The sequence below is a fragment of the Enterococcus sp. RIT-PI-f genome (assembly GCF_001297065.1).
GTDB lineage: Bacteria > Bacillota > Bacilli > Lactobacillales > Enterococcaceae > Enterococcus_D.
Map to the genome: position 1 here is coordinate 147126 of NZ_LHOX01000003.1, position 22630 is coordinate 169755.

Sequence of the window (22630 nt, forward strand, 5' to 3'; positions counted from 1 at the left end):
CATTCCTCCCTATTCTGGGACATAATCCCCATCTAGATATTTTTCTGATAATTCTTTGATCGTTCCATCTGCTTTCAATTCCTCTAACGCTGTATTGACCGCATCAATAAAGTCTTGATCCGTTTCTTTGTTGAACAATAAGTAGGCATCTGAGTTGTGGACTGGTTCGCTGCCGATCTCTAGATTTTCACTAAATGAATTGTTCCAATTATCGACTTGATATTCTGGTGCTAACGTTGCATCGACCGCACCTGAAGTGACTGCTTGTACGATTTGCTCGTTGTTGTATTCCCCATAAACCAATTCAAAAGCATCGGGATTTTCTGCCAGATAAGCCTCAGCCATTGCTGCTTGGTTGGTAGCAGTCGTCACATAGACTTTTTTCCCTGCTAAATCATCGAAGCTATCGTAGACCGTACCGGCATCTGGATCAGAGACGATATACGTATCCCAGACCACATACCCAACATCCCCATAGACAAATTTTTCTTTCCGTTCATCGTTGACTTCATATTCATAGGCAGCCATCTGGACTTTATTGCTTTCTAAATTTGATAACGTCGTTGGGAAATCCGCCCCTTCAAAGGTAAAGGTATAATCAGTTAATTTTTCGTCGATTGCTTTAACGACGGCGACATCATAGCCATCATATTCACCATTTTCGTCTAAATACGCATATGGCAATGCTTCATTCCCGGTACCCACCTTGATTTCTGTTGCATCACTTGCACCACTGCTTGCAGTGTCGGCAGAACTGCTTCCGCAAGCCCCTAAAACCAAAAGTGTCACCAATGTACTTGCACCTAAAATCGTTCTTTTCATTTGAATTCCTCCCTTTCCCTCTACCCAAAATTTTCCTATGTTGTTTTGATTTTTTGCTGTTTTTTGGTCCATGATATCAGTGGTACTTTTGCTGTTTGTTGTTTTGTTTTCGAAAAACTCATCCGACGTTCCAGACCGGTGAAAACACGTTCTAAGAGGAAGCTTAAGGTAATAAACAAGATCGCCGCACCGACATAGCCTTCAAGTGTATGGAAGGTCACTGCGCCTATCGCTCGCGCTTTGCCGACAACATCCACGACCCCAATGGTAAAAGCCAGCGATGTGTCTTGCAGGAGTGCAATCGTAGTTGTACCAAATGCAGGTAATGCGACACGGACAACTTGCGGTAAAATCACTTGTCGATACATTTGTGTTTTTGTCAATCCGCAAGCAATGCTCGCTTCCTTCTGTGTGACCGGTACACTTAGAATCGCAGCCCGAAAGGTTTCAGACTGAAAGGCAGCAGTATTTAATCCGTAGGTGATATAGATGAAAATGATTTTGTTCCATGAAGAAACATCGATATGTATCATTTGTAATAAGGCGGGTACACCATAATACACCACATAAAGCTGGACCAATATCGGTGTGCCTCGAATAAATGAAACGAAGACTGCCGCCAGTTGACTGAGAAATGGCACTTTCTCGACACGAATAAATGCAAGCAAAATCCCTAAAAGCAAGCCTACGATTGTCGCTACGCCTACGATCATCAGCGTGACCGGCAAGGCACTTAAAATCTTTGGAAAATACTCCCAAACCAATTGCCATTGAAAAAATGCGGACATATCGTTCCCCCCTCGATCAAAACCTAAATTTATATTTCAGAATTTTCTGAATTTTCATAACAATACCTTATAAAGTCCATTTTAGACAATAGCAGACGAAGTTTAACTATGATTATTTTGTGATCCAGTCCTTTTACCAAAGAAAAATAAGAAGAAAGCGACATCATCTTTTTTTCTGTTTGGTCACAAATAAAAAAAAGCCAAGAAATTGGTGAACAAACACCAACTCTCGGCAAATCGACTGCTTTCATTATTTCCAACGTTTCGACACGATCTCTGCACCAAAAGGCATCAAGGCCAACAGAGCCATCTTTAGTGATTGCGCCGCAAAAGGAATACCAACAACTGCGATTGTCAGCAATAAGGCGCTGATCAGATGACCAAATGCAATCGGTAATCCTGATACAATCAACCAAATAATATTCAGAATCAAAGAAACACCACCACCACGATAAGCAATATCTTTGCCAAAAGGAGCCAATGACAAGGTGGCAAATTTAAAACATTGTAATCCGATGGGGATTCCTATGATCGTGATGCACCACAGACAGCCTGCCAAAAACCAGGAAATAGCACCAACTAAGCCGCCAAAGATAAACCAAATGATATTGCCTAAAACGTGCATTGTTCCACTCCCTTTCCTCTGAAAACCCTTGATGATGTATGTGATTTGTCTGAACAGACTATTCTATCGTACTCGTTGACTCGCTCGTAGTCGTATCAGAAGTTGTATCGGTGTCATCGCCGCCAAAGACCCCTGTGATCGAAGACCATAGGCCGCTAAAGAAACTTTTGATATTTTCCCATAACCCTTTGGATGTCTCTTCAATTTGTTTTCGCGCTTCAGATAGATCCAACTCATTGACAAAATCTTCAAAAATATTGTTGTCTTTCATATCGCTCATCAACGACGTTAATTCAGCAATCTGACTGTTCGTCACGATGCCTTCTAATCCATTATCTTTCAAGGCTTTTTCGACTGTTTCTTGGATATCAGACTGTGTCAAATCCGTACCATCTGCAGTCTGCGCTGCCAAATCGGCTTTTGCTTGCTCTTGTGCAGCATTCAAAGCATCATCTGAATAGCCATCTTTGTCTTTATTTTCTTCTGTGATCGTTGACAAAACGTCCATTTCATCTTGTGCCACAGCTACACGGTCTTGGTTGATGACTCCGCCGGATTCTTCAACGATCTTATAGACGCCTGCCAAGGCACCTGAACCATCGATTGGTACAGCTGAAGCAACTGTTAGTTTCGCATCAGTGATGCCCGCAGTCAATGCGGCATTTTGATACTGTGCAGCAGTGATCTTGGTAATGTTGTCCGGGGTGGCGATATCTACTGTGATGCCGGCCCCTTCGTCTAATGTCTGCATGCGCACCGAGCTGTAGACAGCCCAATCGGAAGTAAAGCCGCCATCAGGGATATACTTCATCAAATCCGTACCAGAAGTCGTATAAATAGGCGTTTCTCCTTGGATGCCTAGTTTATCTAACGTGTAGTCTTCTTGGTCTTTCGTTAAAGCATTTCCAATAGCCACCGCATTGACTTGCAAGCGTTCGCTGCTATCCGATGACGCGGTTGTCGATTCTGAATTTGTGGTATCTACTGTTCCAGAAATCGGTATGATACTCTCTGTCGTAGACGTTTCTTCAGCGAATACGGTCGGGATCGTAAGTAAAACTTGGCTTGATACCAAGAGCGTGGCGATTATCGCGATGGGTTTACGTGTTTGTTTTTTCATAAGTTCCTCCATGTGGATCGAATTTAGGATACGGTCGTCTAACTATCAACCGTTGGTAACTATCCTCTATTGTACAATAGGTATTTGGCAAGTACCTACGGCTAGGGTCCGATTTGAAGAAAAACTTATAGAACATCGTGAATTTTTGTAAAATAAAGGAAAAAGGAAACGAGCTTTCTTTTTTCACGATCAAATAAACTACTTTAGCAGCAAAAAATGACAAAAAAAGTAACCGTCGCCTTTAGACCGCGATGGTTATTTTTTTGATAAAAAACCTGCACCGCTTAGAGCGATGCCCCATATCCTTTACAAAAACATCATCGCGATCGCACCAATGACATTGTTCAGAAAATGGACTGCAATGGCCGCTTCTAATCGCTTGGTTTTCACATAAACGAGTGCCATCAGCAACCCAATCAATGCATAGATAACAAACTCGATCCAACTAGTAGCAGTGTGGGCCAATCCAAATAGACTGATACTTACAATAATCCCTGCAATTTGATATTTCTTAAACACCAAGCCAATGATTCCCCCACGAAACACGATTTCTTCCATCACTGGTGCAGCAACGGCGAGCAACAAAAAAATCAATAGCGGGTTCTCGCCTGAGAATATATTATTTAACAGCGCATCGTTGGCGGTCGTCTGCTGTCCGGTATTTGCTTGCAAAAAGAGCGTACCGACGATGGCGATGATTCTTCCAATGACAAACGCCCCAATGATCCATCCCCAGTTCCTTTTGGTAGACCAATCGAATGTAAAACTGGCGAGGCGTAATTTTTTTGCTAGCCACATAGTCAGCCCGATATTGATGAGGATTAAGGCGATTAGTCCATAGGATACCAAACTTGGGATATAGTTTTCGCCTGCCTCTAAATAATGAAGCTTCACCAGACCAAACGTGGTCATACTGATTTGACTTAATAGAAATAACCCTATAACGATACACACATTTTTGACTGTTTTCATAAACCCTCCTGCTCGTTCTTTATTTTCTTGATGAAGACGACATGTCTTCATCCTTTCACTTTAATAGTACCGATGATCGTTAGATGAATCAAGGCGATTATGCAAATAAATAGTTTTTTGCTTTTTTTGTACATCAAACCCCCTTTTTAAACAAATACGCTTTAGATCACGCATTTTTCCGGCTATAGATTGTATTCACCTTTCAGCTATGATACACTATTGCTACTTTTGTTTGGCTGACGAACCGCTGCCCCAACCATGTTCGTTTGGACCATCTCGTTGCGAGTATTCGATTGCGAATGCTCTTTTTGTCGCGTTGTTGTCAAAAGAAAGTGAGTGAATCCAAATGATCCAAGTAGAACATCTCAGTAAAACGTTCCACGTCGCAAAGCGTCAAAGTGGTTTCTTGGCCGCAACAAAGGCCTTCGTTTCAAGAGAAACCACAGCGATCCATGCGCTGCAAGATGTTAATTTCACCATTCAAGAAGGCGAAATGGTGGGCTACATCGGCCCCAATGGTGCAGGGAAAAGTACCACGATCAAAATGATGTGCGGTATTTTGACACCTGATCAAGGTCAATGTCTGATCAACGGTCGCGTCCCTTGGCAAGACCGGGTGCAGCATGTCAAAGAAATTGGTGTTGTTTTTGGCCAACGTAGTCAACTTTGGTGGGATGTCCCTGTGATCGATAGTTTTGATTTGATCAGAGATATTTATCAAGTCGATCACACGCGGTACCAAAAAAATTTGCAGGAATTAACTGCGTTATTAGACCTCGGTGAGCTGCTTAAAACACCCGCCCGTTCCCTAAGTCTGGGACAGCGTATGCGTTGTGAAATCGCGGCTTCTTTACTCCATGATCCTAAGGTTCTTTTCTTGGATGAACCAACGATCGGCTTAGATGCCGTGTCCAAAATCGCTGTACGGCAGTTTATCAAACGCCTCAATCAAGAAAAAGGCACTACCGTTATCTTGACTACCCATGACATGCAAGATATTGAAGCCTTGACGCAACGTATTTTATTGATTGGCAAAGGAAAGATCCTTCTTGATGGACGTTTAGACCAACTCAAACAACAGTTTTCCGATGTGAAAACTGTGTCTCTTGATTACAATGGGGCGTTGCCGCCATTGCCTGCATCTGTCCAAATGGTGGAAGAAACGCATGGTCGTGCTGTGATGAAAGTCGATCCTCACTTTTTTTCTGTTGCACAATTGATCAATTTCTTCAGTCAGCATGTTGAGATCACGGACTTGGCTGTCGCGAGTATCACAGCTGAAGAAATGGTTGCCAAAATGTATCAGGAGTATCACATATGATCAAATACCGCGCATTGTTTCGTATTCGTTTTATCCATACGCTGCAGTATCGGTCGGCTGCGATTGCAGGTATGGTCACTCAGTTTGTCTGGGGTATGATGGAAATACTCGCTTTTCACGCCTTTTATCAAACTGATCCGACTGCTTTTCCTATGCACTTTCAACAGACAGTTTCTTATGTCTGGATGCAGCAAGCTTTTTTATCATTGTTCATGCTCTGGTTTTTTGAAAACGAAATCTTCGAATCCATTACGAGCGGCTCGATTGCCTATGAATTGGCGCGCCCTATGGATATTTATCATCGTTGGTTTTGTCAATCCATCGCCAATCGATCAGCAAAGGCAGTCTTACGCTGTCTGCCGATTTTTGCGATAGCTTTCTTACTGCCGGCGCCTTATCGTCTTGTACTACCTCCAACGATCACAACTCTTTTCCTGTTTATCCTTTCTTTGCTGCTTAGTTTAGGTGTGGTCGTTTCAGTGTCCCAATTGATTTACATTTCAACTTTCTATACCTTATCATCGATCGGTGTTAGGGTGGTCGTCGGTGCAATCGGTGAATTTTTAGCTGGCGGTATCGTTCCTCTTCCCTTCTTTCCACAACCATTTCGACAAATTGCCGAAGTGCTGCCGTTTGCCGCCATGCAGAATGTGCCTTTGCGCATTTACAGTGGTGATTTACAAGGTACTGATATATTCCGCAGTTTGCTGCTTCAGATCTTTTGGCTGATTGTGTTGTTTGCGTTCGGCAAATGGTGGTTAAAAAAAGCCCTTAAACGGGTGGTCGTTCAAGGAGGCTAAAACGATGGTTTACTGGCATTATTTTTGTATCCATTTAAAGAGTCAAATGCAATATAAAGTTTCTTTTATTTTCACGGCATTGGGTCAGTTCCTTGGCTCACTGACTGCGTTTCTAGGTATTTGGTTTATGTTCACACGATTTCATCAAGTCAATGGCTTTCGTTTTGAAGAGGTTTTGCTGTGTTTTGCAACAGTCCTATTGTCCTATTCGATGGCCGAATGCTTCGGGCGCGGGTTTGACCTGTTTCCCCAGATGATCAGCAACGGTGAATTCGATCGCGCTTTGGTTCGTCCCCGTTCACTGATCTTTCAGGTATTGGCTTCTAAGATGGAATTTTCTCGTATAGGCCGCTTACTGCAAGCTGTCTTGGTCTTTTTCTATGCGATTCCTAGAAGTGGTGTGAATTGGCATCTTGGTACGATCGTGACACTTTGTTTGATGATCATTTGTGGGAGTATCTTTTTTAGTTTGCTATTTCTTGTCTATGCAGCAATCTCATTTTTCACGATCCAAGGATTAGAATTTATGAATATTTTTACGGATGGCGCCCGAGAATTTGGACGATATCCATTCAGTATTTACGGCAAACAAGTCTTACGCATACTCACCTACGTGGTGCCCATGGCTTGGTTCCAATATTATCCATTTTTGTATCTGATAGGCCAACGGACAAATCCGTGGTGGATTGCTTCGCCTCTTGTTTGTTTGGTCTTCGCTATGCCAGCTATCTGGTTCTGGCGGGTTGGGTTGAAGAATTATGTATCCACGGGATCATAACATGATATATGTAACAACAAAAACCATCCTTTTCAGTGATTCTGAAGGATGGTTTGCTTTTTTACCGACTGAACATATCAGAAGACTACTAGTTGAATCATTGGCATGTGTGCATCGCTTTTTCATTAAAGTAATACGTCTTTCGCAAAAACCGCAGTACCAGAAATCTTAATCGACAATGCTGGCGCTTCTGTCACATGGACATAAACCATGCCATCCTTGCTTATTTCATGGCCTTGTTCGATAGGTAAACAAGCGGGTGTAGGTAAATCAGGTTGAATATAGGTTTTGTAATACGCCCCCATGACACCTGAAGCAGTGCCTGTCACCGGGTCTTCAATCGTACCAGAGTATGGAGAGGAAAAGTGGCGTCCATGCATCATTGCTTTTTTCTCACGAACTTCTATAGTGAACGGATGGACTGAAGCACGTGGCATGTCGGTCAATAGCCGTGGGAACTGTTGGTTATCCGGACGCATAGCAGTAAAACGCTGCAGGTCTTTGATCGGAATAAGTAACGTCCAAATACCTGTACTACCATAAACGATTGGATGTTCCGTATCCAAATCATCCACAGTTAGACCAATTGACGCCATCAAACCTTCGGTATCGCCTATCCACGGAACAAATTTTGGCGCAGCTTGCTGCATCGTGATCAGTATTTTTTCACCAGTCATAGTTACACTGATCGGTAAAACCCCTGCATTGGTTTCGATCGTTATGGTTCCATCAGCAATCAGCCCCGTGTCCACCAAGGATTGGACGCAAGCAATCGTTCCATGTCCACATAGCGCCATTTCGTGACCTGGTGTAAAAAAACGAAAGCGATAATCGGCTTTTTTCGAAGGCAAAATAAAGGCAGTTTCGTTAAAACCAGCGGCCTGTGCCATATTCTGCATCTCTTGGTCTGTCAACCCTTCTTTTTCAAAAACCACACCTGCCGGATTGCCTTTTCCTGGTATCATTGTGAAGACATCATATTGTTTTACCTTCGTCATTTGCTGCACCCCTTTTTGATTATCTAATCAGACGACAGCAAATTTGTCAAAGCTATTTTTTCGCCTAGGAAAATCAAGCATTCTTTGATAAGATAGAAAAAAAAGCAAACGAGGAACGATTATGGGCTTTTCTCTGATTTTCATCTTATTTTTGATCATGGATCTGATTCTTCTGCGAATCAGTTATAAAAAGAAACGTTTTGGACTATTGTTCCTTTCTTTGTCTGGGCTGATTTTGATTAGTTTGGTGCTTGTTTCGGTGATTTTCTTTTTCCCGGATTATTTGTGACATGCTAAGGAGAAATCCAATTGACAATGAAACAACAACGCCATGAATCTGAACGCTAATCTTCTGAAAACAAAGAAGAAATGTGTTCAAGTTCATGGCATTTTGTTTATAAACCTATAAAAGTGAAGGTAAGGCATTATTAACCTACGGATGGTTTTACTGCGCAGTATATTTAATCAATATCTATTGTCACTTTAACTTCCTGCACAGGCACATCATAAAATGGATCTTCTCTTCTACCTAAGAAATCCTTTGCTTGTTGCGGAAATAGTGCATACATGAGGATATCTTCTGAGGATTTTGCATACTGTGAAATTTCTTTACGGATAGCCGGCAACTGAGGCGCAATCAGATCTGCCGGTCGATCAGTAACCACTTCTGCATCCCCAATGATTGTTTCCTTGATTTCTTCACTGATCGGTGCGGGAGATTGACCATAGAGACCTTTCACATAATCCTTGATCTCACTAGGAACCAATTTGTATCTTTCACCAGAAATAACATTCATCAATGCCTGTGTACCAACCATTTGGGATAAAGGTGTCACAAGTGGTGGATACCCTAAATCAGCTCTGACTTTAGGAACTTCAGCTAAAACCTCTTCATATTTGTCTTGCAAACCTTGCTCAGTCAATTGACTAAGAAGATTAGATAGCATGCCACCAGGAACTTGATAAATCAGTGTTTTTGGTTCAATGTCTTTGACTTTAGGATTCAACAATCCTTCGTTGCGGAATCGATCACGAATAGGATTAAAATATTCTGCGATTTCCGAAACATACGACATATCTAATCCAGTATCAAAACCGCAAGTATCCAATGCAATTGCTACTGACTCTGTGGCTGGTTGACTTGTGCCACCTGCAAAAGAAGATATCGCTGTATCGATGATATCTGCCCCCGCTTCTGCTACTTTTAAGTATGTCATCTCTGCAATGCCGCTTGTTGCGTGGGTATGAACTTCTAACGGTAAATCTACCGTATTTTTGATTCGACTGACTAATTCATATCCCACATTCGGTGTTAAAACCCCTGCCATGTCCTTGATACAAATCGAATCTGCACCAGCGGCGGCCATTCTTTTCGCAAGATCCACAAAATAATCCACCGTATGAATTTGACTTGTTGTATATGAAATGGCCGTTTGGCATTCTCCGCCAGCTTCTTTCGTAGCACGAATCGCTGTTTCCAAATTACGGACATCGTTTAACGCATCAAATACGCGAATGATATCAATTCCATTCTCAACTGATTTTTGTACAAATTCTCGGACAACATCATCTGCATAATTTTTATACCCCAGTAAGTTTTGACCTCTTAGCAGCATCTGCAACTTAGTGTGTTTGACTTCTTTTCGAATTGACCGCAGTCTTTCCCACGGATCTTCTTCTAAGTAACGTAGACAAGCGTCAAAAGTTGCGCCGCCCCACATTTCTAAGGCATGGTAGCCCGCTTTATCCATTGTTTTTATTATTGGCAGCATATCACTTGTTGGCATTCTTGTTGCGATCAGACTTTGTTGTCCGTCGCGTAGGACAGTTTCTGTGAAGCGAATTTTTTTCATCTATTCATTCCTCCTCGATGATTTTTTGTATCGCTTGATACATCTCATCCATACTATGTTTTCGCGAACGGCCGCATTCTTTCGCTACTTGATCACAAACAAAGCATGTTCTTGTTGCTAGTCCTATTTCTGTACGACTTACCGGTACGACTTGGTTTGATTCTTGCTCGAGATGCAGCACATCAAGATCCATCAGTCTACCATATGGATGGGTCATTTCAATATGTGTCATCTGCTTCTTTAATTCATACCTAGTGTTGGGAAGAACAAGAAAATATTCAGGACCAGTAGGTAAGTTTCGATAAAGATTAGCTATAGGCACCGTATCTTTAACAGCTTCTTCAACTTCCACGATCATCGTTTCAAATACTTTGGTAAGGACAGGAGAATTCTTGATTGGGCCTGGAATATTCAAAGTTGCTACGACCAATGATGCTTGTATATCTGCCATCATTAACTCTTTTTGAATCATAGCTCTATTTTCCCTTGCATCGAGCATGTCAGCCAAAGTGATAACAGGTCCATCGACAAATGCTTTATACATTTTTGACCACATCAATAATTGATCCGTCGCGGTATTCGATCAATGCTACTGTTTTGTCACCATATTTGATTGGCTCAGGTTTGCCAACGATACTGTATGCTTTTTCCTTTAACTCTTCGATTGTAAATTGCGGAATATCTAACGATCCAAACGCATCCATCAGATCTTGACGTGCAGGATTAATAGCGATCCCTACTTCCGTGACAATCACATCGATACTCGCACCTGGCGTGACGATCGTATTGACTGTATCCACGATTGTTGGAATCCTGCCCCGCACAAGGGGTGCTATAACTAAACTCATTTTACACGCCATGCTGGTATCTGAGTGTCCCCCAGATGCCCCCCGAATCACACCGTCTGATCCAGTGATGACATTGACATTAAAATCAGTATCCACTTCTAAAGCAGACAAAATTGCTGTATCTAGTTGATTGATAAAGGCGCCTTTACTTAAAGGTGATGCATACATATTCGCATCGATTTCATAATGATTGGCATTTTTCCCCAGTGAAATTGCTGATGCATGATCAAAATCTTGTACATCGATCAGTTTATCCACTAAGCCTTCTTCCAATAGTTCTACCATCGCATTCGTGATTCCGCCTAGAGCAAAACTAGCTTTGATGCCATCTTTGATCATTGCTTCTCTTAAGAAACGAGAGACAGCTAATGCAGCACCCCCTGTTCCGGTTTGGAAAGAAAAACCTTCTTTGTAATAAGGAGAGTTGATAATGACTTTCGCTGCATACTCGGCAATCAATAATTCTTTGGGATTTTTGGTAAAACGTGTTGCGCCTTTAGCGATCCCAGAAGGATCTCCGATCGCATCAACTTGTACGACATAATCTACATCTGTCTGCGGAATGCTGATTGGCGTATTAGGAAATGGTGCCAATGTATCTGTAATGATAACCACTTGATCGGCATATTTTGCATCAATCATCGCATAACCCAGAGAGCCACAAGTTGCTTTTCCATTTGTTCCATTTGCATTGCCATACGCATCTGCACTTGGCGCACCAAGAAAAGCGACATCTATGTGAATATCTCCCGCAGCAATAGCTCTTGCTCTTCCACCATGGGATCGAATCACCACTGGATTTTCCATAATACCTGCTGAAATTGCCGCCCCGACTTTATCTCTAAGCCCGCTTGAAGTAATATTTGTTACTACCCCTGATTTGATATGATCAATCAAAGGTTCATGTACATTGGCGATTGAACTAGGGGCAATCGCTAGATTTTTGATGCCCATTTTCGCGATTTCAGCCAAGACTAGATTCATGATATAATCACCTTCACGGAAATGATGATGAAATGAAATGGTCATACCATCCTTCAGCCCTGTCTTTTCAATAGCCTCGCGAATACTGTTTACCAATTTGGACTGTCCAGGAATCACAGGATTGATGGTCCGACTTGCTTCATGATACGTTTTAATATTAACAGTCTCATTCTGGTAGACACCGTATTGATTGGCGTATGCTTGAGGAATTTCTTTGCCTACTTTATTTAAAACCATGTTCACACTTCCTCCCCTGTAATCAACTTCGCTGCTTTGGCGAGTGCAATCACGCGTTGCGCGCGTTCTACAATTGGCTTATCTACCATTTTCCCATTCAAGGAAATGACACCTGACCCTTTGCTTTCAGCTTCATTAATTGCCCAAATGACTTCTTTTGCATGTTGGATTTCTTTCTCAGAAGGTGCATAGATCGCATTTACCAAAGGAATTTGTCGTGGGTTGATTACTGATTTACCATCAAAACCAAGTTGCTTGATACGTGTGGTCTCAGCAATAAAACCCTCCGTATTATTGACGTCTGAGTAAACCGTGTCAATCGCTGCAATCCCTGCTGCTCGAGCAGCATGCAGGATATAACTGCGGGCAAATAACAATTCTTGCCCATCTGGATAACGATTTGTTTTCATGTTTGTCACATAGTCTTCTGCACCCAATGCAATTCCTATCAAACGATCTGATGCGACAGCGATTTCTCGCGCATTCAATACACCCGTTGCTGACTCGATAGCGGCCATCATTTTAGTAGTTCCTCTTGGGATACCATGTTGTTTCTCTACTTGAGAGATGACTTCTTCAACATCAACGATATCTTGCGCTGTCTCTGTTTTTGGTAAACGAATAACATTCACGCCTGCTAAAACCATGGCTTCGATATCTAATCTCCCTACCGTATCTAACCCATTGATTCTGACAACCGTCTCGACTTGCGAATAATCAAATGTTTTCAAAGCAAAATGAACCAAAGCTCGAGCAGAGTCTTTTTCATTCAAAGAAACTGCATCTTCTAAATCGAACATGACAGAATCAGAGCCGAATAATGGTGCATCTCTTAGCATTGCTGCATTTGCACCCGGTACAAACATCATAGTTCTTCTTAGTCGTTCCATGTGTCAATCTCCTCCCAAGCATATTGCTCTTGTTCTGCAGCACGATGAACTGCCGTCAATGTTCTAGCTTTGATGGTGCAGTCAAGCGCGCCTTTATCAGTAGCAGTTACTTTAACAGCCGATACATTCAAATGCGCTAGTGTATCCAGAATCACTTTTCGAATTTGATTCCCAAATTGTTTTTCAACACTACTATCTAACAAGAGCATGATTTCTTGATCTTTAATTGGTTCAATGGCAATCAGGATATCACTTGATTCAACAGATCCTGCAACTGCACTTTTTTTGATTTCCACTTCTCATCACCTCTAAATATAATTATGTTCTTTCAAAAATGAATAGGTTGATTCAGGTAAAAACTGCGCTAGTATGTCATAATCATTATCGTTAAGTGCTTGCCTAACTTTTGTTGCCGATATTGCAGTTTGCCCCACCAGTAAGCGCGGTATAATTTTTAACTGTATTTCTGGTTGAAATACTGAGGCCATCGCTTCGTTATATAGACGGGTGACATCCGAAAAGGGTTCCTCGCCAACGTAGCGTGTGGTGATCGACAGAACTGGTGCAATTTTTTCTTTAAATAATTTTGCATCAAAAGCCGCCTGTGTTTTAGCAATTTCAAGAGGCGCATGCTCCTTCAAGAAATAGCTTGGGAAAACTGCAGATGAAACCAAGTAATTGTTTGTCGGGAAAACGAGTACGTTTGATAAATGAGCGACTCCTTGTTGGACCATCTCCAATCTTTCTTTAAAAGAAAATTGGGCGTTGTCCTCTGAAACAACAAACAGATATACTTGGTCACTTTGACTAGCAGCAATCTCAACCAAGTGCAGATGCCCCTTGGTAAAAGGGTTGGCGTTCATCACAATCCCACTTGCTTTTTTTCCCGTCGCTTTTTCTCTAAGAAAATCAATATAACTGGCAAATGACGGCGTGCCTTGTTCCATAAATAATATATCCTTACACACATTTACTTCATGAAAACCTAAAGATTCAAAAATCACACGATTTTTTGGTGCCGTGTAGACAAAATAATTGGTGTATCCTTCGTCCTTGATCCGCATCGTTAAGTGAATGACCATTCGCGTCAAAAGCTGCTCAGATTGTTTCTCTTTACACACCACAATGTATTTCATAATGTTGTGATAACAAGATGCCGTGGCAATCAAGTTGTCTTCGTCAAATAAGCCAATCGTGTAAGTCACTTCTTCCCCAACGGCAAGACCGGCAGCTGTAACCAATTTTTCCCATTGTTTATATGCGTGCGGATCTTTTGATAACCAGATTCGTTTTAATTTATACATAAAATGCCTTCTTTATTTTTTGACTGGAAAAGCCTTTGATAGAAGTAACGAGGCTAAGTAAATAATCAAAATAACTACGAAGACCCCACCCCATCCAAATAATAATAATTCAAAAGAAGTCAGTAAGTCTTGACTCATTGTTTTGTCCCCTTTCTATTTGTTTAAGCAATCAGTGCCAACAATAAACCACCTGCAATTACTGAGGCAATCTGTCCTGAAACATTGGCACCCGCAGCATGCATCAGAATAAAGTTTTGCGGGTCTTCATCCGTTGCCATTTTTTGGATGACTCGACTAGACATAGGGAATGCTGAGATTCCTGCAGCTCCAATCATCGGATTGATTTTTTCTTTGCGGAACAAATTCAACAACTTAGCAAACAATACCCCACCGACTGAATCCATGATAAACGCAACTAATCCTAATCCAATAACCATCAACGTATCCACTTGCAAGAATTCTTCATATTGCATTTTTACTGAAATCGCTAAACCTAAGAGAATGCTGATGATATTCACTAATTCATTTTGTGCAGTAATCGATAAGCGATCCAGCACGCCACATTCTCTAAGCAGATTACCAAACATCAAAAATCCTACTAATGGTAAAGATACAGGTGCAATGAGACCAGCAACGATTGAGATCACGATTGGGAATAATATTTTCGCTGTTTGAGATACCTCTCCTGCACGATAAGTCATCCGAATTTTACGTTCATGTTTTGTTGTTACAGCTTTGATCGCAACTGGTTGAATAATAGGAACCAATGCCATATAAGAATAAGCCGCGACCATGATCGCACCCATGTATTTCGAATTCAGGGTGTTCGCCACAAAAATCGATGTTGGTCCATCAGCTGCACCGATAATACCGATTGAGGCAGCGTCATTTAAATCAAATCCTAATAGAACAGCAACGATAATCGTAAAGAAAATACCAAATTGGGCTGCTGCACCGAACAATAGCAAAAATGGATTTTGCAAAAGCGGACCAAAATCAATCATTGCGCCAATTCCGATAAATAAAAGCAATGGGAATAATTCCGTCGAAATCCCTATATCGAAAAGAACTTGGAAAGGTCCAGCTTCCCCACCAGCACTTAAAACACCTGAATTAGGAAAATTGACCAGTAACGTGCCTAATCCCATAGGTACAAGCAACGTTGGTTCGTACTCTTTCTTGATACCCAAATACATCAAAACACCACCAATGACCATCATTACGATGCGTCCAGGTTCTGACCCTAATCCCATAACACCTTCAATTAATGTTTCCACTTATGTCACTTCCTTTTCACTAAATTATCCGATTGTAATTAACGCATCTCCTGGATTCACGATGTCTCCAGTATTTACTTGAATAGCAACTACCACACCTGGTTTACTTGCAACGATCTCATTTTCCATTTTCATTGCTTCTAAAATCATCAAAGGTTGATTTTCTTGAATACTATCTCCGACATTGACTAAAACCTTTAAGATAGTACCAGGCATAGGGGAATTGATCGCTTCTCCATCTGTTGGAACATCAGGTGTGGGCGCAACAGTTTGAGTCTCTGCCACTGGTTTTACTTCTGGTTCTGCAACAGGAGCAACTGGTGCACTTTCCTGATGGGCTATTGCTTGCTGAGGTGCCCCTACTTCTTCCATCTCTACTAAATATTCTTTGCCATCAATCGCTATTTTAAATTTACGCAACATCTATTTTCCCTCACTTATTTATATTTTTTTAAAAATTTTTTTGATAGTAACATCTGAAAAATCAGCGTTTTCTGCCCCTATACAAGATGAAATAAGTGACACTAATTTCACTTCTGGATTTCTCTGTTCAATCTTCTTGATCGCAAATTGACTTGTTGGGTAAGATTCGGCTGCCAATGCGGTGGCAATCAAACTAACGATTCGATAATCTTCGGTTGACGCAGGAATGTAAGCGGGAAGTTCTTTCCATATTTCGTTGTTCACTGAAGGTTTATTTTCCGTAACCGCTATCTTTTTGTTCTCATTCGACGATATAGCTTCATTATGTGTTTTTTTGAACAATCTTTTTATAAAGTCCATTTACTTCTCCTTTCTTTCTCGCTGTCTTCCATTTCATTATAAAAAATCTAGCAGAATCGGCTAGCCTTATTCCGCACATGAATTGTTTTTTTGTTGTTCATTTTTTACCAAAAACAAAAAAAACGACCATAAACACTGATATAACAGCGTTTATTGAGCGTTAATATTTCATTAAGAACTTTTTAAGTTCTAAATAAGATTTAAGTTCAGAAATTGTTTTTTTCTTGTTCTTTTTTAAATCTCCTCTTTTTTTTAATATTTAGAATGTTTATTCTTAATCTTGTAAAGCAAACAATAACGTTTTTTATGTAAATCAATATAAAAAACATGTTATATATGTGATTTGTATCACTTAAACAACTGCAGGCCTGTAGTTAGAAAAAACGTTTTTGTTACCGCTTACATCAAGATATAGGAGAGGAAGAAGAGAATGTTACTTACCGTCTTATCATATGTCATGATTATTGTATTTATGTACGTTATCATGAAGAAGAAAATGTCGCCATTTACATCCTTAGTAATCATCCCGTTAATATTTACTCTTATTGCTATAGTCGCTGGAGTTTCTGAAGATGGAAATATAGGGGAATTTGTCCTTGAAGGAATTTCAACAACAGCAAACACAGGAATTATGTTGCTTTTTGCTATTTTGTATTTCTCTATCATGTTAGATGCCGGATTATTTGATCCTATCACAAAAAAGATGATTTATTTTGCCAAGGGCGATCCAATGAAAGTCTTGATGGCCACTGCTGTTGTCGCAGCAGCTGTCTCATTAAATGGTGATGGCACGACAACAACACTGATTTGTTGTTCCGCCTTTATTCCAATTTATAAAAAATTAAATATGAAAATGATGAACCTTGGCGTTTTGATTATTTTACAAAATACGATTATGAATTTATTGCCTTGGGGTGGACCAACGGCTAGAGCAATGGCTGTTTTGGAAGTAGATGCAGATATTCTATCCTATTTGTTGCCTGGCATGGTTGTTTCTTTATTATATGTTACTTTCTTTGTTGCTAGAAGAATGGGTAAACAAGAAAGAACTCGTTTAGGCATCACTGAATTGACTGATGCTGAGATTATTGAAATGACCACCGTTACCGATCCAGAAACATTAGCAATTCGCAGACCAAAAAACTTCCTGTTCAATGGTATTTTAACAATCGTCTTGATTGGCTGGTTAGTTGCAAGCTCCTTTATTTCCTCTATTGCACTACCACCTATCTTGTTATTCCTTGTGGGTACTTGTATTGCTTTAATGGTCAATTACCCTGTTCTAAAAGATCAATCAACTAGAATTGGGGCAAATGGTGGAGATGCCGTTCAAGTTGTCATCCTAGTATTTGCTGCCGGTGTATTTATGGGTCTCTTCCAAGGTTCTGGTATGGCAACTGCGTTGGCAAACAGCTTCACTCAGATTATTCCTCGCCAACTTGCTGGTTTCTGGGGACTTGTCATTGCGCTGATTTCAGCACCTGGTACATTCTTTATTTCAAATGACGGCTTTTACTTTGGTGTTTTACCAGTCTTAGCTGAAGCTGGTCGTTCTTATGGATTCACAAATATGCAAATGGCACTTGCTTCTTTGATGGGACAAGCCTTCCATTTACTTAGTCCGCTGGTTGCCTTCATCTATCTATTACTACGTTTAACCGGATTAGATATGGGCCAATGGCAAAAAGAAGCAGCAAAATATGCACTTGGAATTTTCGTTATTTTCATTGTAACGATTATCCTAATGGGCCATATGCCGCTTTATATTCCGCAATAATTAAACATTGAAACTATCGAGCATGGATACCCGCGCTCGATAGTTTCAATTATAGCGATGCAAGCACCTGTTCATATGATGATACTTGCTGAGTCTTCATAAAGATTGGAGAAAAACAATGCATTCAATTATTCCTGCAGTCACTAAAAATTTAGACCTTACACAAAACAAACCATTGAAACTGCTTATCTATGAAGCATTTAAGAAAACAATTATCTTAGGCGATATTCCAGCGGGCTCTCGTATTAACGAAAAAGAATTTTCGGATACATTAAATATCAGCCGAACCCCGATTCGTTACGCCATGAAACAACTTGCTGCTGAAAAGCTTGTTGAGCATGTCCCCAAAATAGGCATCGTGGTCAAAGGGATCAGTATCAAAGATGCCTATGAAATCTATGCCATTCGCAAATCATTAGACACATTAGCAACGATTAAAGCAATGGAATTGATGTCTGCTAAAGACTTTGAGGATTTACATGCCCTACTAAAACGGGGTGAACAATTCAATCGTCAAGACAAGGTAGATGAATTACTAGAAAACTTTTCTGACTTTAATGCGTTCATTTATGAAAAGAGTCAAATGCTTCGCTTAAAAAATATCGTTCTCGATTTACAGGCTTATCTTGTCTATTTCAGAGATATCGCCATCCGTTCCTCTAAACGCAGGGAAACGGCGCTGAACGAGCACTGGTTGATTTATCGTGGAATGAAAACAAAAAATATTGAACAAATCACGATGATCACCCATGAACATTTGGATCACTCCTTGAAATTTATTTTAAATGAAATGGAACGACGTAAAATTGACTAATCAACCGATTGAACACGCAGTAAATTGTGCCATAAATGCCTTACACTATGAAGTTTCACTATCACCAAAACCTGGTTTAGTAGACCCACAATCAAATGGCGCGCATACCGATATGAACGTCTTTACGTTTATCAGCAGTATCACTAGTCTTGCTCCGTTCTTTATTCAATATATCCACGCCGGTTTTTATCATCAGCAATCATATATTTCATTATTTGAAGAATTAAGGGAAATCGGCAAACAGGCAGAATCGGCTATGATGACTGCTACCAAAGGAATCAATACCCATAAGGGAGCGAACTTCTCTTTCGCTATTTTATTAGGAGCAACTGGATGTTATTATCAGCAAACAACAGTGAAAACATGGACGAAATCAGATACCGATCAACTATTTAATATTGCTGCAGCTCTGTGCCGCCATCTTGTCGAATGTGATCTGCAAGGGCTAAACGTGCAAGATGAATTATCCTATGGACAAAAAAACTATCTCACCTACGGACTAACTGGTATCCGAGGAGAAGCTGTGGCTGGATATCCTACTGTGCAAAAATTATTAAACTATTTGCGTCGATTGCCAGATGAAGGGAACATCAAATTGTTGCGGGGACTTGTTTACTTGATGAGCGAAACGGAAGACAGCAATTTAGTTCATCGCGGCGGATACGAAGCTATGAAAGAGGTACAATGTGAAATGAAAAAAATACACGAAGCAAACCTCCCAAAATCAGACTTGCTTCATGTATTAACAGCCTATGATCAAGTATTGATCGATCGTCACTTAAGTCCTGGTGGTTCTGCCGATTTACTTGCCTTAGCAATTTATTTCTTACAATTAGAAGGTTTCACCTTCTGGTAAAAACGTGTACCCGATGCCCCAAACAGTCTTTAAGTAGCGAACCTGTTTGGGATCATCCTCAATTTTACTGCGCAAATGATTGATAAAAACCATGACTGTGTTTGCATCAAATTCCCCGTCATTCCAGACACTGCTGTAAATTTGTTCTTTTGAGAAAACTTGGTCTGGAAATTCCATAAAAAAACGAATCAGTTGAATCTCTTTCGAGGAAAACTTGATAGGTTGATCATTTTTGAAAAACTGATAGCGTTTTTGGTCAAATCTAAAAATACCATGACATATATCCACAGTTGGTGCTTCTTTAGCATCCTTCAAATATACTTTCAATCTATCAAGGATCGAAACAATTTGCGCCTTCAAAACGGCTGGTGAGAATGGTTTCGTAATAAAATTATCTGCACCAATCTCGTAGCCATTAATAATATCTTTTTCTTCTTTTTTACCACTCAAAAATACAATAGGAACAGTCGGATTTTCTTCTCGAATGAGTTGTGCTAAATGGTATCCATCGTTTTCATGCTCCAAACTAATATCCAACAAAAATAAATCAAATGTCACACGAGACTTGATTGCAATAGTTTTATCAACAGAATCTGTTTGGTAAATCAAAATACCTGTCGATTGCAACGATTTCCAAATCAATCTCCGAATGGCCGGATCATCATCAACAATTAAAATTTTTTCATTTCTCAAAACAAACTCCTCCTATTTCATTATAATTATAGTCAGCAAGGAAGGGATTTACAATGAAACCACCATCAAAGCTTTGGCTTTACCTTATTATTGTTCTTACGTTTAGCCTAACAACAGCTGGCATTATCTTTACCTATACAAGCTATCACAAGGCACAAAGCCAAGCAATCACTCTTGGTAAGAAACAACTGGCCACCATCAATCAATCTGCAATCAAATTGATTCGCCATAGCATCGATGGATACAAAGCATCGCTCTCATTATATGTTGATAACTATATAGAAGATACTCACTCACCAAACCTAAACCAAGCAGCTACTCTGCCAGGATCAGCCAATGCAACGAACGCTGCGATCGGTCTTTTTTTGATTGACCAGAACCAGCAGATCCAATCTAAAGTTTCTTTCAAAAATATCCCATCTTTGAAAGAACAAACAGTCATCGACAATTCAATTGCTGATATCGCTTCCAATCATATTCTTGCCAATCATTATGTAACGAATGGCGGTATCTATTTTGCGCAGCACAATGCTTATATGAATTTGTATAAATCTTTCACATTGAATGACCAAACGCTGACCTTGGTCATGCCTTTGCAACTACAAACACTATACAATACCGACTTCGCCAATGATTCTGGATTGTCTGGATATACAATGGTCAAAGACAAAAATATGAAAATCGTCATGCATCCCTCTGGCGATCAAATCGGTCTTTCTATCGTTGATGATCGGTATGATAAGTTTCCTAATCTAGATTTCACTGACTTGAGACAATTAGAAAAAGACCAACGTCAGTTTGAAAAAGGAACTGCCATGTATTATTCCTACTGGTGGAATGAAGAATTTCCTGAAAAAGTCCTAAAATTATCTGCTTATGAATGGATTTCAGTTGGACATACCCGCTTAGTCGTTGCAAGCAATTCTGATTATTACGAACGAAATGGTCTTTTATTACAAGACAGCTTAATTTCTTTAGGATTACTTGTTCTCCTTATGATCATTATTGTATTACTCACTTTCTTCATCCGAAACTATATCAAAAGAAATCGCATCTATATTGAGTACAATGAGTTACAAACCAGACAGGAATTACTAAAAGAAAAGCACGAAATTGAAAAATCGATTATTCAAGAATCAAAACTCGAAACCATTGGTGTTCTGACAACCACAATCGTTCATGATATGAACAACTTCCTTACGCCAATGATTGGACACTTGCAATTATTGATTGACGAGAATAAAAGCAATTCAGCTCTTGTCGAAGACTTGGAAGAAGTTTATCACGCAGCTGAAAAAGGGAAAGAATTATCCACAAATGTATTGCGCTTTTCTAAAATCGACGTCCAAAATAAAAAAGAAATATCAATTGCTGACACACTGAACGAAGCAATCACAACTATTCAACAGCTTTTATCTAATAAAATGTCTATTACTGTCGACGTCAGAGAAGTCGGCAATGGCATTTTTGATGCGATTGATTTGCAGGTAATCATTTATAACTTGCTAATGAATGCCTATCAGGCACAAGCAAATTGCTCGATCAGACTCAGTCCTTATGCTTATTTGGTTGATTTTCAATTTTCGGATATCCCCCACTCAATGAAAAACAAAAAAATTGCATTGATAGAAATTGCAGATAATGGGCCGGGCATTCCCTTTGATTTACAAGAAAAGATTTTCACACGATTTTTCACTACTAAATCATCTTCTGGCGGAACCGGATTAGGGCTTTTCACTGTTGCTTCTATCGTCAAAAAGAACGATTGGATCATTGATCTAAAAAGCAGCAATGAAGGCACCACCTTTTACCTTGGTGTGCCTATCGAGTAAGAACTATGCCTGTTAACTGATCGCCATATTAATTATACCAACTTCGCAATTGATAAATGGAAAAGAACAATGAAAGAACAATTTGTATGAACAAATGTTTATTATATTTCATTTGTCAAATTAAGTTAGATAAATCATCTGGTTTTATATTTCTCAAAAATATTTCCATCGGTGTTTGATACTTTAGAGATTTTCTTGGGATGTGATTTCGTTTGGAAGCAACAGCTTGAATAAATGATTCTGATACTTCATTGAAGT

The 22630-nt window shown here is 40.1% G+C and carries 25 protein-coding genes and 1 pseudogene; 8 read left to right on the top strand and 18 right to left on the bottom strand.

Annotated elements, in window-relative coordinates:
• Positions 1 to 9: 9 nt before the first annotated feature.
• From AEQ18_RS01085 to AEQ18_RS01105, 5 genes are all read right to left on the bottom strand, one after another.
• A complete protein-coding gene (locus tag AEQ18_RS01085) occupies positions 10 to 822 on the bottom strand; it encodes a transporter substrate-binding domain-containing protein (RefSeq protein WP_054114519.1) in 813 nt (270 codons plus the stop codon).
• A 35-nt stretch (positions 823 to 857) separates the two neighbouring features.
• Positions 858 to 1610, bottom strand: a complete 753-nt coding sequence (locus AEQ18_RS01090) for an amino acid ABC transporter permease (RefSeq protein ID WP_054114520.1) — start codon at positions 1608 to 1610, stop codon at positions 858 to 860.
• Between the two features lie 250 nt (positions 1611 to 1860).
• Positions 1861 to 2235, bottom strand: coding sequence for a YccF domain-containing protein (locus AEQ18_RS01095; RefSeq protein ID WP_054114521.1), 375 nt, complete (start codon positions 2233 to 2235; stop codon positions 1861 to 1863).
• Between the two features lie 58 nt (positions 2236 to 2293).
• Entirely contained in the window at positions 2294 to 3355 is a 1062-nt protein-coding gene (locus tag AEQ18_RS01100; protein WP_054114522.1) for a DUF1002 domain-containing protein, read from the bottom strand.
• A 306-nt stretch (positions 3356 to 3661) separates the two neighbouring features.
• Positions 3662 to 4327, bottom strand: coding sequence for a CPBP family intramembrane glutamic endopeptidase (locus tag AEQ18_RS01105; RefSeq protein WP_054114523.1), 666 nt, complete (start codon positions 4325 to 4327; stop codon positions 3662 to 3664).
• Positions 4328 to 4673: 346 nt separating this feature from the next.
• Between AEQ18_RS01105 and AEQ18_RS01110 the strand changes: the two genes are divergently transcribed.
• The 3 genes from AEQ18_RS01110 to AEQ18_RS01120 are packed head-to-tail and all read left to right on the top strand — an operon-like array spanning position 4674 to position 7226.
• Complete coding sequence (locus tag AEQ18_RS01110) at positions 4674 to 5648, top strand: ABC transporter ATP-binding protein (protein WP_054114524.1); 975 nt, start codon at positions 4674 to 4676, stop codon at positions 5646 to 5648.
• Positions 5645 to 6448, top strand: a complete 804-nt coding sequence (locus tag AEQ18_RS01115) for an ABC transporter permease (RefSeq protein ID WP_054114525.1) — start codon at positions 5645 to 5647, stop codon at positions 6446 to 6448. The genes AEQ18_RS01110 and AEQ18_RS01115 overlap by 4 nt, the downstream gene beginning before the upstream one ends.
• Before the next feature lie 4 nt (positions 6449 to 6452).
• Positions 6453 to 7226: an ABC transporter permease gene (locus AEQ18_RS01120; RefSeq protein ID WP_054114526.1), complete on the top strand. Its 774-nt coding sequence runs from the start codon at positions 6453 to 6455 to the stop codon at positions 7224 to 7226.
• Between the two features lie 125 nt (positions 7227 to 7351).
• Here AEQ18_RS01120 and AEQ18_RS01125 read toward each other — a convergent pair whose 3' ends face one another.
• The gene (locus tag AEQ18_RS01125; RefSeq protein WP_054114527.1) at positions 7352 to 8224 is read right to left on the bottom strand and encodes a PhzF family phenazine biosynthesis protein; all 873 of its coding nucleotides are present in this window, start codon (positions 8222 to 8224) and stop codon (positions 7352 to 7354) included.
• A 121-nt stretch (positions 8225 to 8345) separates the two neighbouring features.
• Here AEQ18_RS01125 and AEQ18_RS15660 point away from each other — a divergent pair, with 121 nt between their 5' ends.
• A complete protein-coding gene (locus tag AEQ18_RS15660; RefSeq protein ID WP_160316042.1) occupies positions 8346 to 8513 on the top strand; it encodes a hypothetical protein in 168 nt (55 codons plus the stop codon).
• A 172-nt stretch (positions 8514 to 8685) separates the two neighbouring features.
• Here AEQ18_RS15660 and AEQ18_RS01130 read toward each other — a convergent pair whose 3' ends face one another.
• The 10 genes from AEQ18_RS01130 to AEQ18_RS01170 are packed head-to-tail and all read right to left on the bottom strand — an operon-like array spanning position 8686 to position 16400.
• Positions 8686 to 10077: an oxaloacetate decarboxylase subunit alpha gene (locus AEQ18_RS01130; protein WP_054114528.1), complete on the bottom strand. Its 1392-nt coding sequence runs from the start codon at positions 10075 to 10077 to the stop codon at positions 8686 to 8688.
• Between the two features lie 4 nt (positions 10078 to 10081).
• Positions 10082 to 10633, bottom strand: a complete 552-nt coding sequence (gene citX, locus AEQ18_RS01135; protein ID WP_054114529.1) for a citrate lyase holo-[acyl-carrier protein] synthase — start codon at positions 10631 to 10633, stop codon at positions 10082 to 10084.
• On the bottom strand, positions 10614 to 12146 hold the full coding sequence (gene citF / locus AEQ18_RS01140) for a citrate lyase subunit alpha (protein ID WP_054114530.1): 1533 nt from the start codon (positions 12144 to 12146) through the stop codon (positions 10614 to 10616). Before citF ends, citX begins: the two co-directional genes overlap by 20 nt.
• Before the next feature lie 2 nt (positions 12147 to 12148).
• Positions 12149 to 13036 carry a citrate (pro-3S)-lyase subunit beta gene (gene citE / locus AEQ18_RS01145; RefSeq protein ID WP_054114531.1) on the bottom strand — a complete coding sequence of 296 codons (888 nt, stop codon included), beginning with the start codon at positions 13034 to 13036 and terminating at the stop codon, positions 12149 to 12151.
• Positions 13024 to 13332 carry a citrate lyase acyl carrier protein gene (citD, locus tag AEQ18_RS01150; RefSeq protein ID WP_054114532.1) on the bottom strand — a complete coding sequence of 103 codons (309 nt, stop codon included), beginning with the start codon at positions 13330 to 13332 and terminating at the stop codon, positions 13024 to 13026. The genes citE and citD overlap by 13 nt, the downstream gene beginning before the upstream one ends.
• A gap of 12 nt (positions 13333 to 13344) precedes the next feature.
• Positions 13345 to 14340 carry a [citrate (pro-3S)-lyase] ligase gene (citC, locus tag AEQ18_RS01155; RefSeq protein ID WP_054114533.1) on the bottom strand — a complete coding sequence of 332 codons (996 nt, stop codon included), beginning with the start codon at positions 14338 to 14340 and terminating at the stop codon, positions 13345 to 13347.
• Between the two features lie 12 nt (positions 14341 to 14352).
• Positions 14353 to 14478 (bottom strand): OadG-related small transporter subunit, encoded by a 126-nt coding sequence (locus AEQ18_RS15985; RefSeq protein WP_086275536.1) that lies wholly within the window; start codon positions 14476 to 14478, stop codon positions 14353 to 14355.
• 23 nt (positions 14479 to 14501) lie between these two features.
• A complete protein-coding gene (locus tag AEQ18_RS01160) occupies positions 14502 to 15617 on the bottom strand; it encodes a sodium ion-translocating decarboxylase subunit beta (protein ID WP_054114534.1) in 1116 nt (371 codons plus the stop codon).
• Positions 15618 to 15641: 24 nt separating this feature from the next.
• A complete protein-coding gene (locus AEQ18_RS01165; protein ID WP_054114535.1) occupies positions 15642 to 16040 on the bottom strand; it encodes an acetyl-CoA carboxylase biotin carboxyl carrier protein subunit in 399 nt (132 codons plus the stop codon).
• An 18-nt stretch (positions 16041 to 16058) separates the two neighbouring features.
• A complete protein-coding gene (locus tag AEQ18_RS01170) occupies positions 16059 to 16400 on the bottom strand; it encodes a hypothetical protein (RefSeq protein WP_054114536.1) in 342 nt (113 codons plus the stop codon).
• A 430-nt stretch (positions 16401 to 16830) separates the two neighbouring features.
• On the opposite strand from AEQ18_RS01170, the gene AEQ18_RS01175 reads away from it, so the two are divergent.
• The 3 genes from AEQ18_RS01175 to citG all read left to right on the top strand — a co-directional run bounded on the left by AEQ18_RS01175 (position 16831) and on the right by citG (position 19847).
• Positions 16831 to 18177 (top strand): CitMHS family transporter, encoded by a 1347-nt coding sequence (locus AEQ18_RS01175; protein ID WP_054114537.1) that lies wholly within the window; start codon positions 16831 to 16833, stop codon positions 18175 to 18177.
• A 118-nt stretch (positions 18178 to 18295) separates the two neighbouring features.
• Positions 18296 to 18991 (top strand): GntR family transcriptional regulator, encoded by a 696-nt coding sequence (locus AEQ18_RS01180; protein ID WP_054114538.1) that lies wholly within the window; start codon positions 18296 to 18298, stop codon positions 18989 to 18991.
• Positions 18963 to 19847: a triphosphoribosyl-dephospho-CoA synthase CitG gene (gene citG, locus AEQ18_RS01185; RefSeq protein ID WP_054114539.1), complete on the top strand. Its 885-nt coding sequence runs from the start codon at positions 18963 to 18965 to the stop codon at positions 19845 to 19847. Before AEQ18_RS01180 ends, citG begins: the two co-directional genes overlap by 29 nt.
• On the opposite strand, the gene AEQ18_RS01190 is transcribed toward citG, so the two are convergent.
• Positions 19824 to 20540: a response regulator transcription factor gene (locus AEQ18_RS01190; protein ID WP_054114540.1), complete on the bottom strand. Its 717-nt coding sequence runs from the start codon at positions 20538 to 20540 to the stop codon at positions 19824 to 19826. The genes citG and AEQ18_RS01190 overlap by 24 nt on opposite strands.
• 53 nt (positions 20541 to 20593) lie before the next feature.
• Between AEQ18_RS01190 and AEQ18_RS01195 the strand changes: the two genes are divergently transcribed.
• The gene (locus tag AEQ18_RS01195) at positions 20594 to 22372 is read left to right on the top strand and encodes a sensor histidine kinase (RefSeq protein ID WP_054114541.1); all 1779 of its coding nucleotides are present in this window, start codon (positions 20594 to 20596) and stop codon (positions 22370 to 22372) included.
• A 115-nt stretch (positions 22373 to 22487) separates the two neighbouring features.
• On the opposite strand, the pseudogene AEQ18_RS15305 reads toward AEQ18_RS01195, so the two are convergent.
• Positions 22488 to 22630 (bottom strand): annotated as a pseudogene (locus tag AEQ18_RS15305) (IS30 family transposase); the annotation flags it as partial.

Excerpts from the sequence above, each read along its gene's own strand:
- AEQ18_RS01085 (WP_054114519.1), bottom strand. The coding sequence starts at position 822 with ATGAAAAGAACGATTTTAGGTGCAAGTACATTGGTGACACTTTTGGTT.
- AEQ18_RS01090 (WP_054114520.1), bottom strand. The coding sequence starts at position 1,610 with ATGTCCGCATTTTTTCAATGGCAATTGGTTTGGGAGTATTTTCCAAAG.
- AEQ18_RS01095 (WP_054114521.1), bottom strand. The coding sequence starts at position 2,235 with ATGCACGTTTTAGGCAATATCATTTGGTTTATCTTTGGCGGCTTAGTT.
- AEQ18_RS01100 (WP_054114522.1), bottom strand. The coding sequence starts at position 3,355 with ATGAAAAAACAAACACGTAAACCCATCGCGATAATCGCCACGCTCTTG.
- AEQ18_RS01105 (WP_054114523.1), bottom strand. The coding sequence starts at position 4,327 with ATGAAAACAGTCAAAAATGTGTGTATCGTTATAGGGTTATTTCTATTA.
- AEQ18_RS01110 (WP_054114524.1), top strand. The coding sequence starts at position 4,674 with ATGATCCAAGTAGAACATCTCAGTAAAACGTTCCACGTCGCAAAGCGT.
- AEQ18_RS01115 (WP_054114525.1), top strand. The coding sequence starts at position 5,645 with ATGATCAAATACCGCGCATTGTTTCGTATTCGTTTTATCCATACGCTG.
- AEQ18_RS01120 (WP_054114526.1), top strand. The coding sequence starts at position 6,453 with ATGGTTTACTGGCATTATTTTTGTATCCATTTAAAGAGTCAAATGCAA.
- AEQ18_RS01125 (WP_054114527.1), bottom strand. The coding sequence starts at position 8,224 with ATGACGAAGGTAAAACAATATGATGTCTTCACAATGATACCAGGAAAA.
- AEQ18_RS15660 (WP_160316042.1), top strand. The coding sequence starts at position 8,346 with ATGGGCTTTTCTCTGATTTTCATCTTATTTTTGATCATGGATCTGATT.
- AEQ18_RS01130 (WP_054114528.1), bottom strand. The coding sequence starts at position 10,077 with ATGAAAAAAATTCGCTTCACAGAAACTGTCCTACGCGACGGACAACAA.
- citX (WP_054114529.1), bottom strand. The coding sequence starts at position 10,633 with ATGTGGTCAAAAATGTATAAAGCATTTGTCGATGGACCTGTTATCACT.
- citF (WP_054114530.1), bottom strand. The coding sequence starts at position 12,146 with ATGGTTTTAAATAAAGTAGGCAAAGAAATTCCTCAAGCATACGCCAAT.
- citE (WP_054114531.1), bottom strand. The coding sequence starts at position 13,036 with ATGGAACGACTAAGAAGAACTATGATGTTTGTACCGGGTGCAAATGCA.
- citC (WP_054114533.1), bottom strand. The coding sequence starts at position 14,340 with ATGTATAAATTAAAACGAATCTGGTTATCAAAAGATCCGCACGCATAT.
- AEQ18_RS15985 (WP_086275536.1), bottom strand. The coding sequence starts at position 14,478 with ATGAGTCAAGACTTACTGACTTCTTTTGAATTATTATTATTTGGATGG.
- AEQ18_RS01165 (WP_054114535.1), bottom strand. The coding sequence starts at position 16,040 with ATGTTGCGTAAATTTAAAATAGCGATTGATGGCAAAGAATATTTAGTA.
- AEQ18_RS01170 (WP_054114536.1), bottom strand. The coding sequence starts at position 16,400 with ATGGACTTTATAAAAAGATTGTTCAAAAAAACACATAATGAAGCTATA.
- AEQ18_RS01175 (WP_054114537.1), top strand. The coding sequence starts at position 16,831 with ATGTTACTTACCGTCTTATCATATGTCATGATTATTGTATTTATGTAC.
- AEQ18_RS01180 (WP_054114538.1), top strand. The coding sequence starts at position 18,296 with ATGCATTCAATTATTCCTGCAGTCACTAAAAATTTAGACCTTACACAA.
- citG (WP_054114539.1), top strand. The coding sequence starts at position 18,963 with ATGAAATGGAACGACGTAAAATTGACTAATCAACCGATTGAACACGCA.
- AEQ18_RS01195 (WP_054114541.1), top strand. The coding sequence starts at position 20,594 with ATGAAACCACCATCAAAGCTTTGGCTTTACCTTATTATTGTTCTTACG.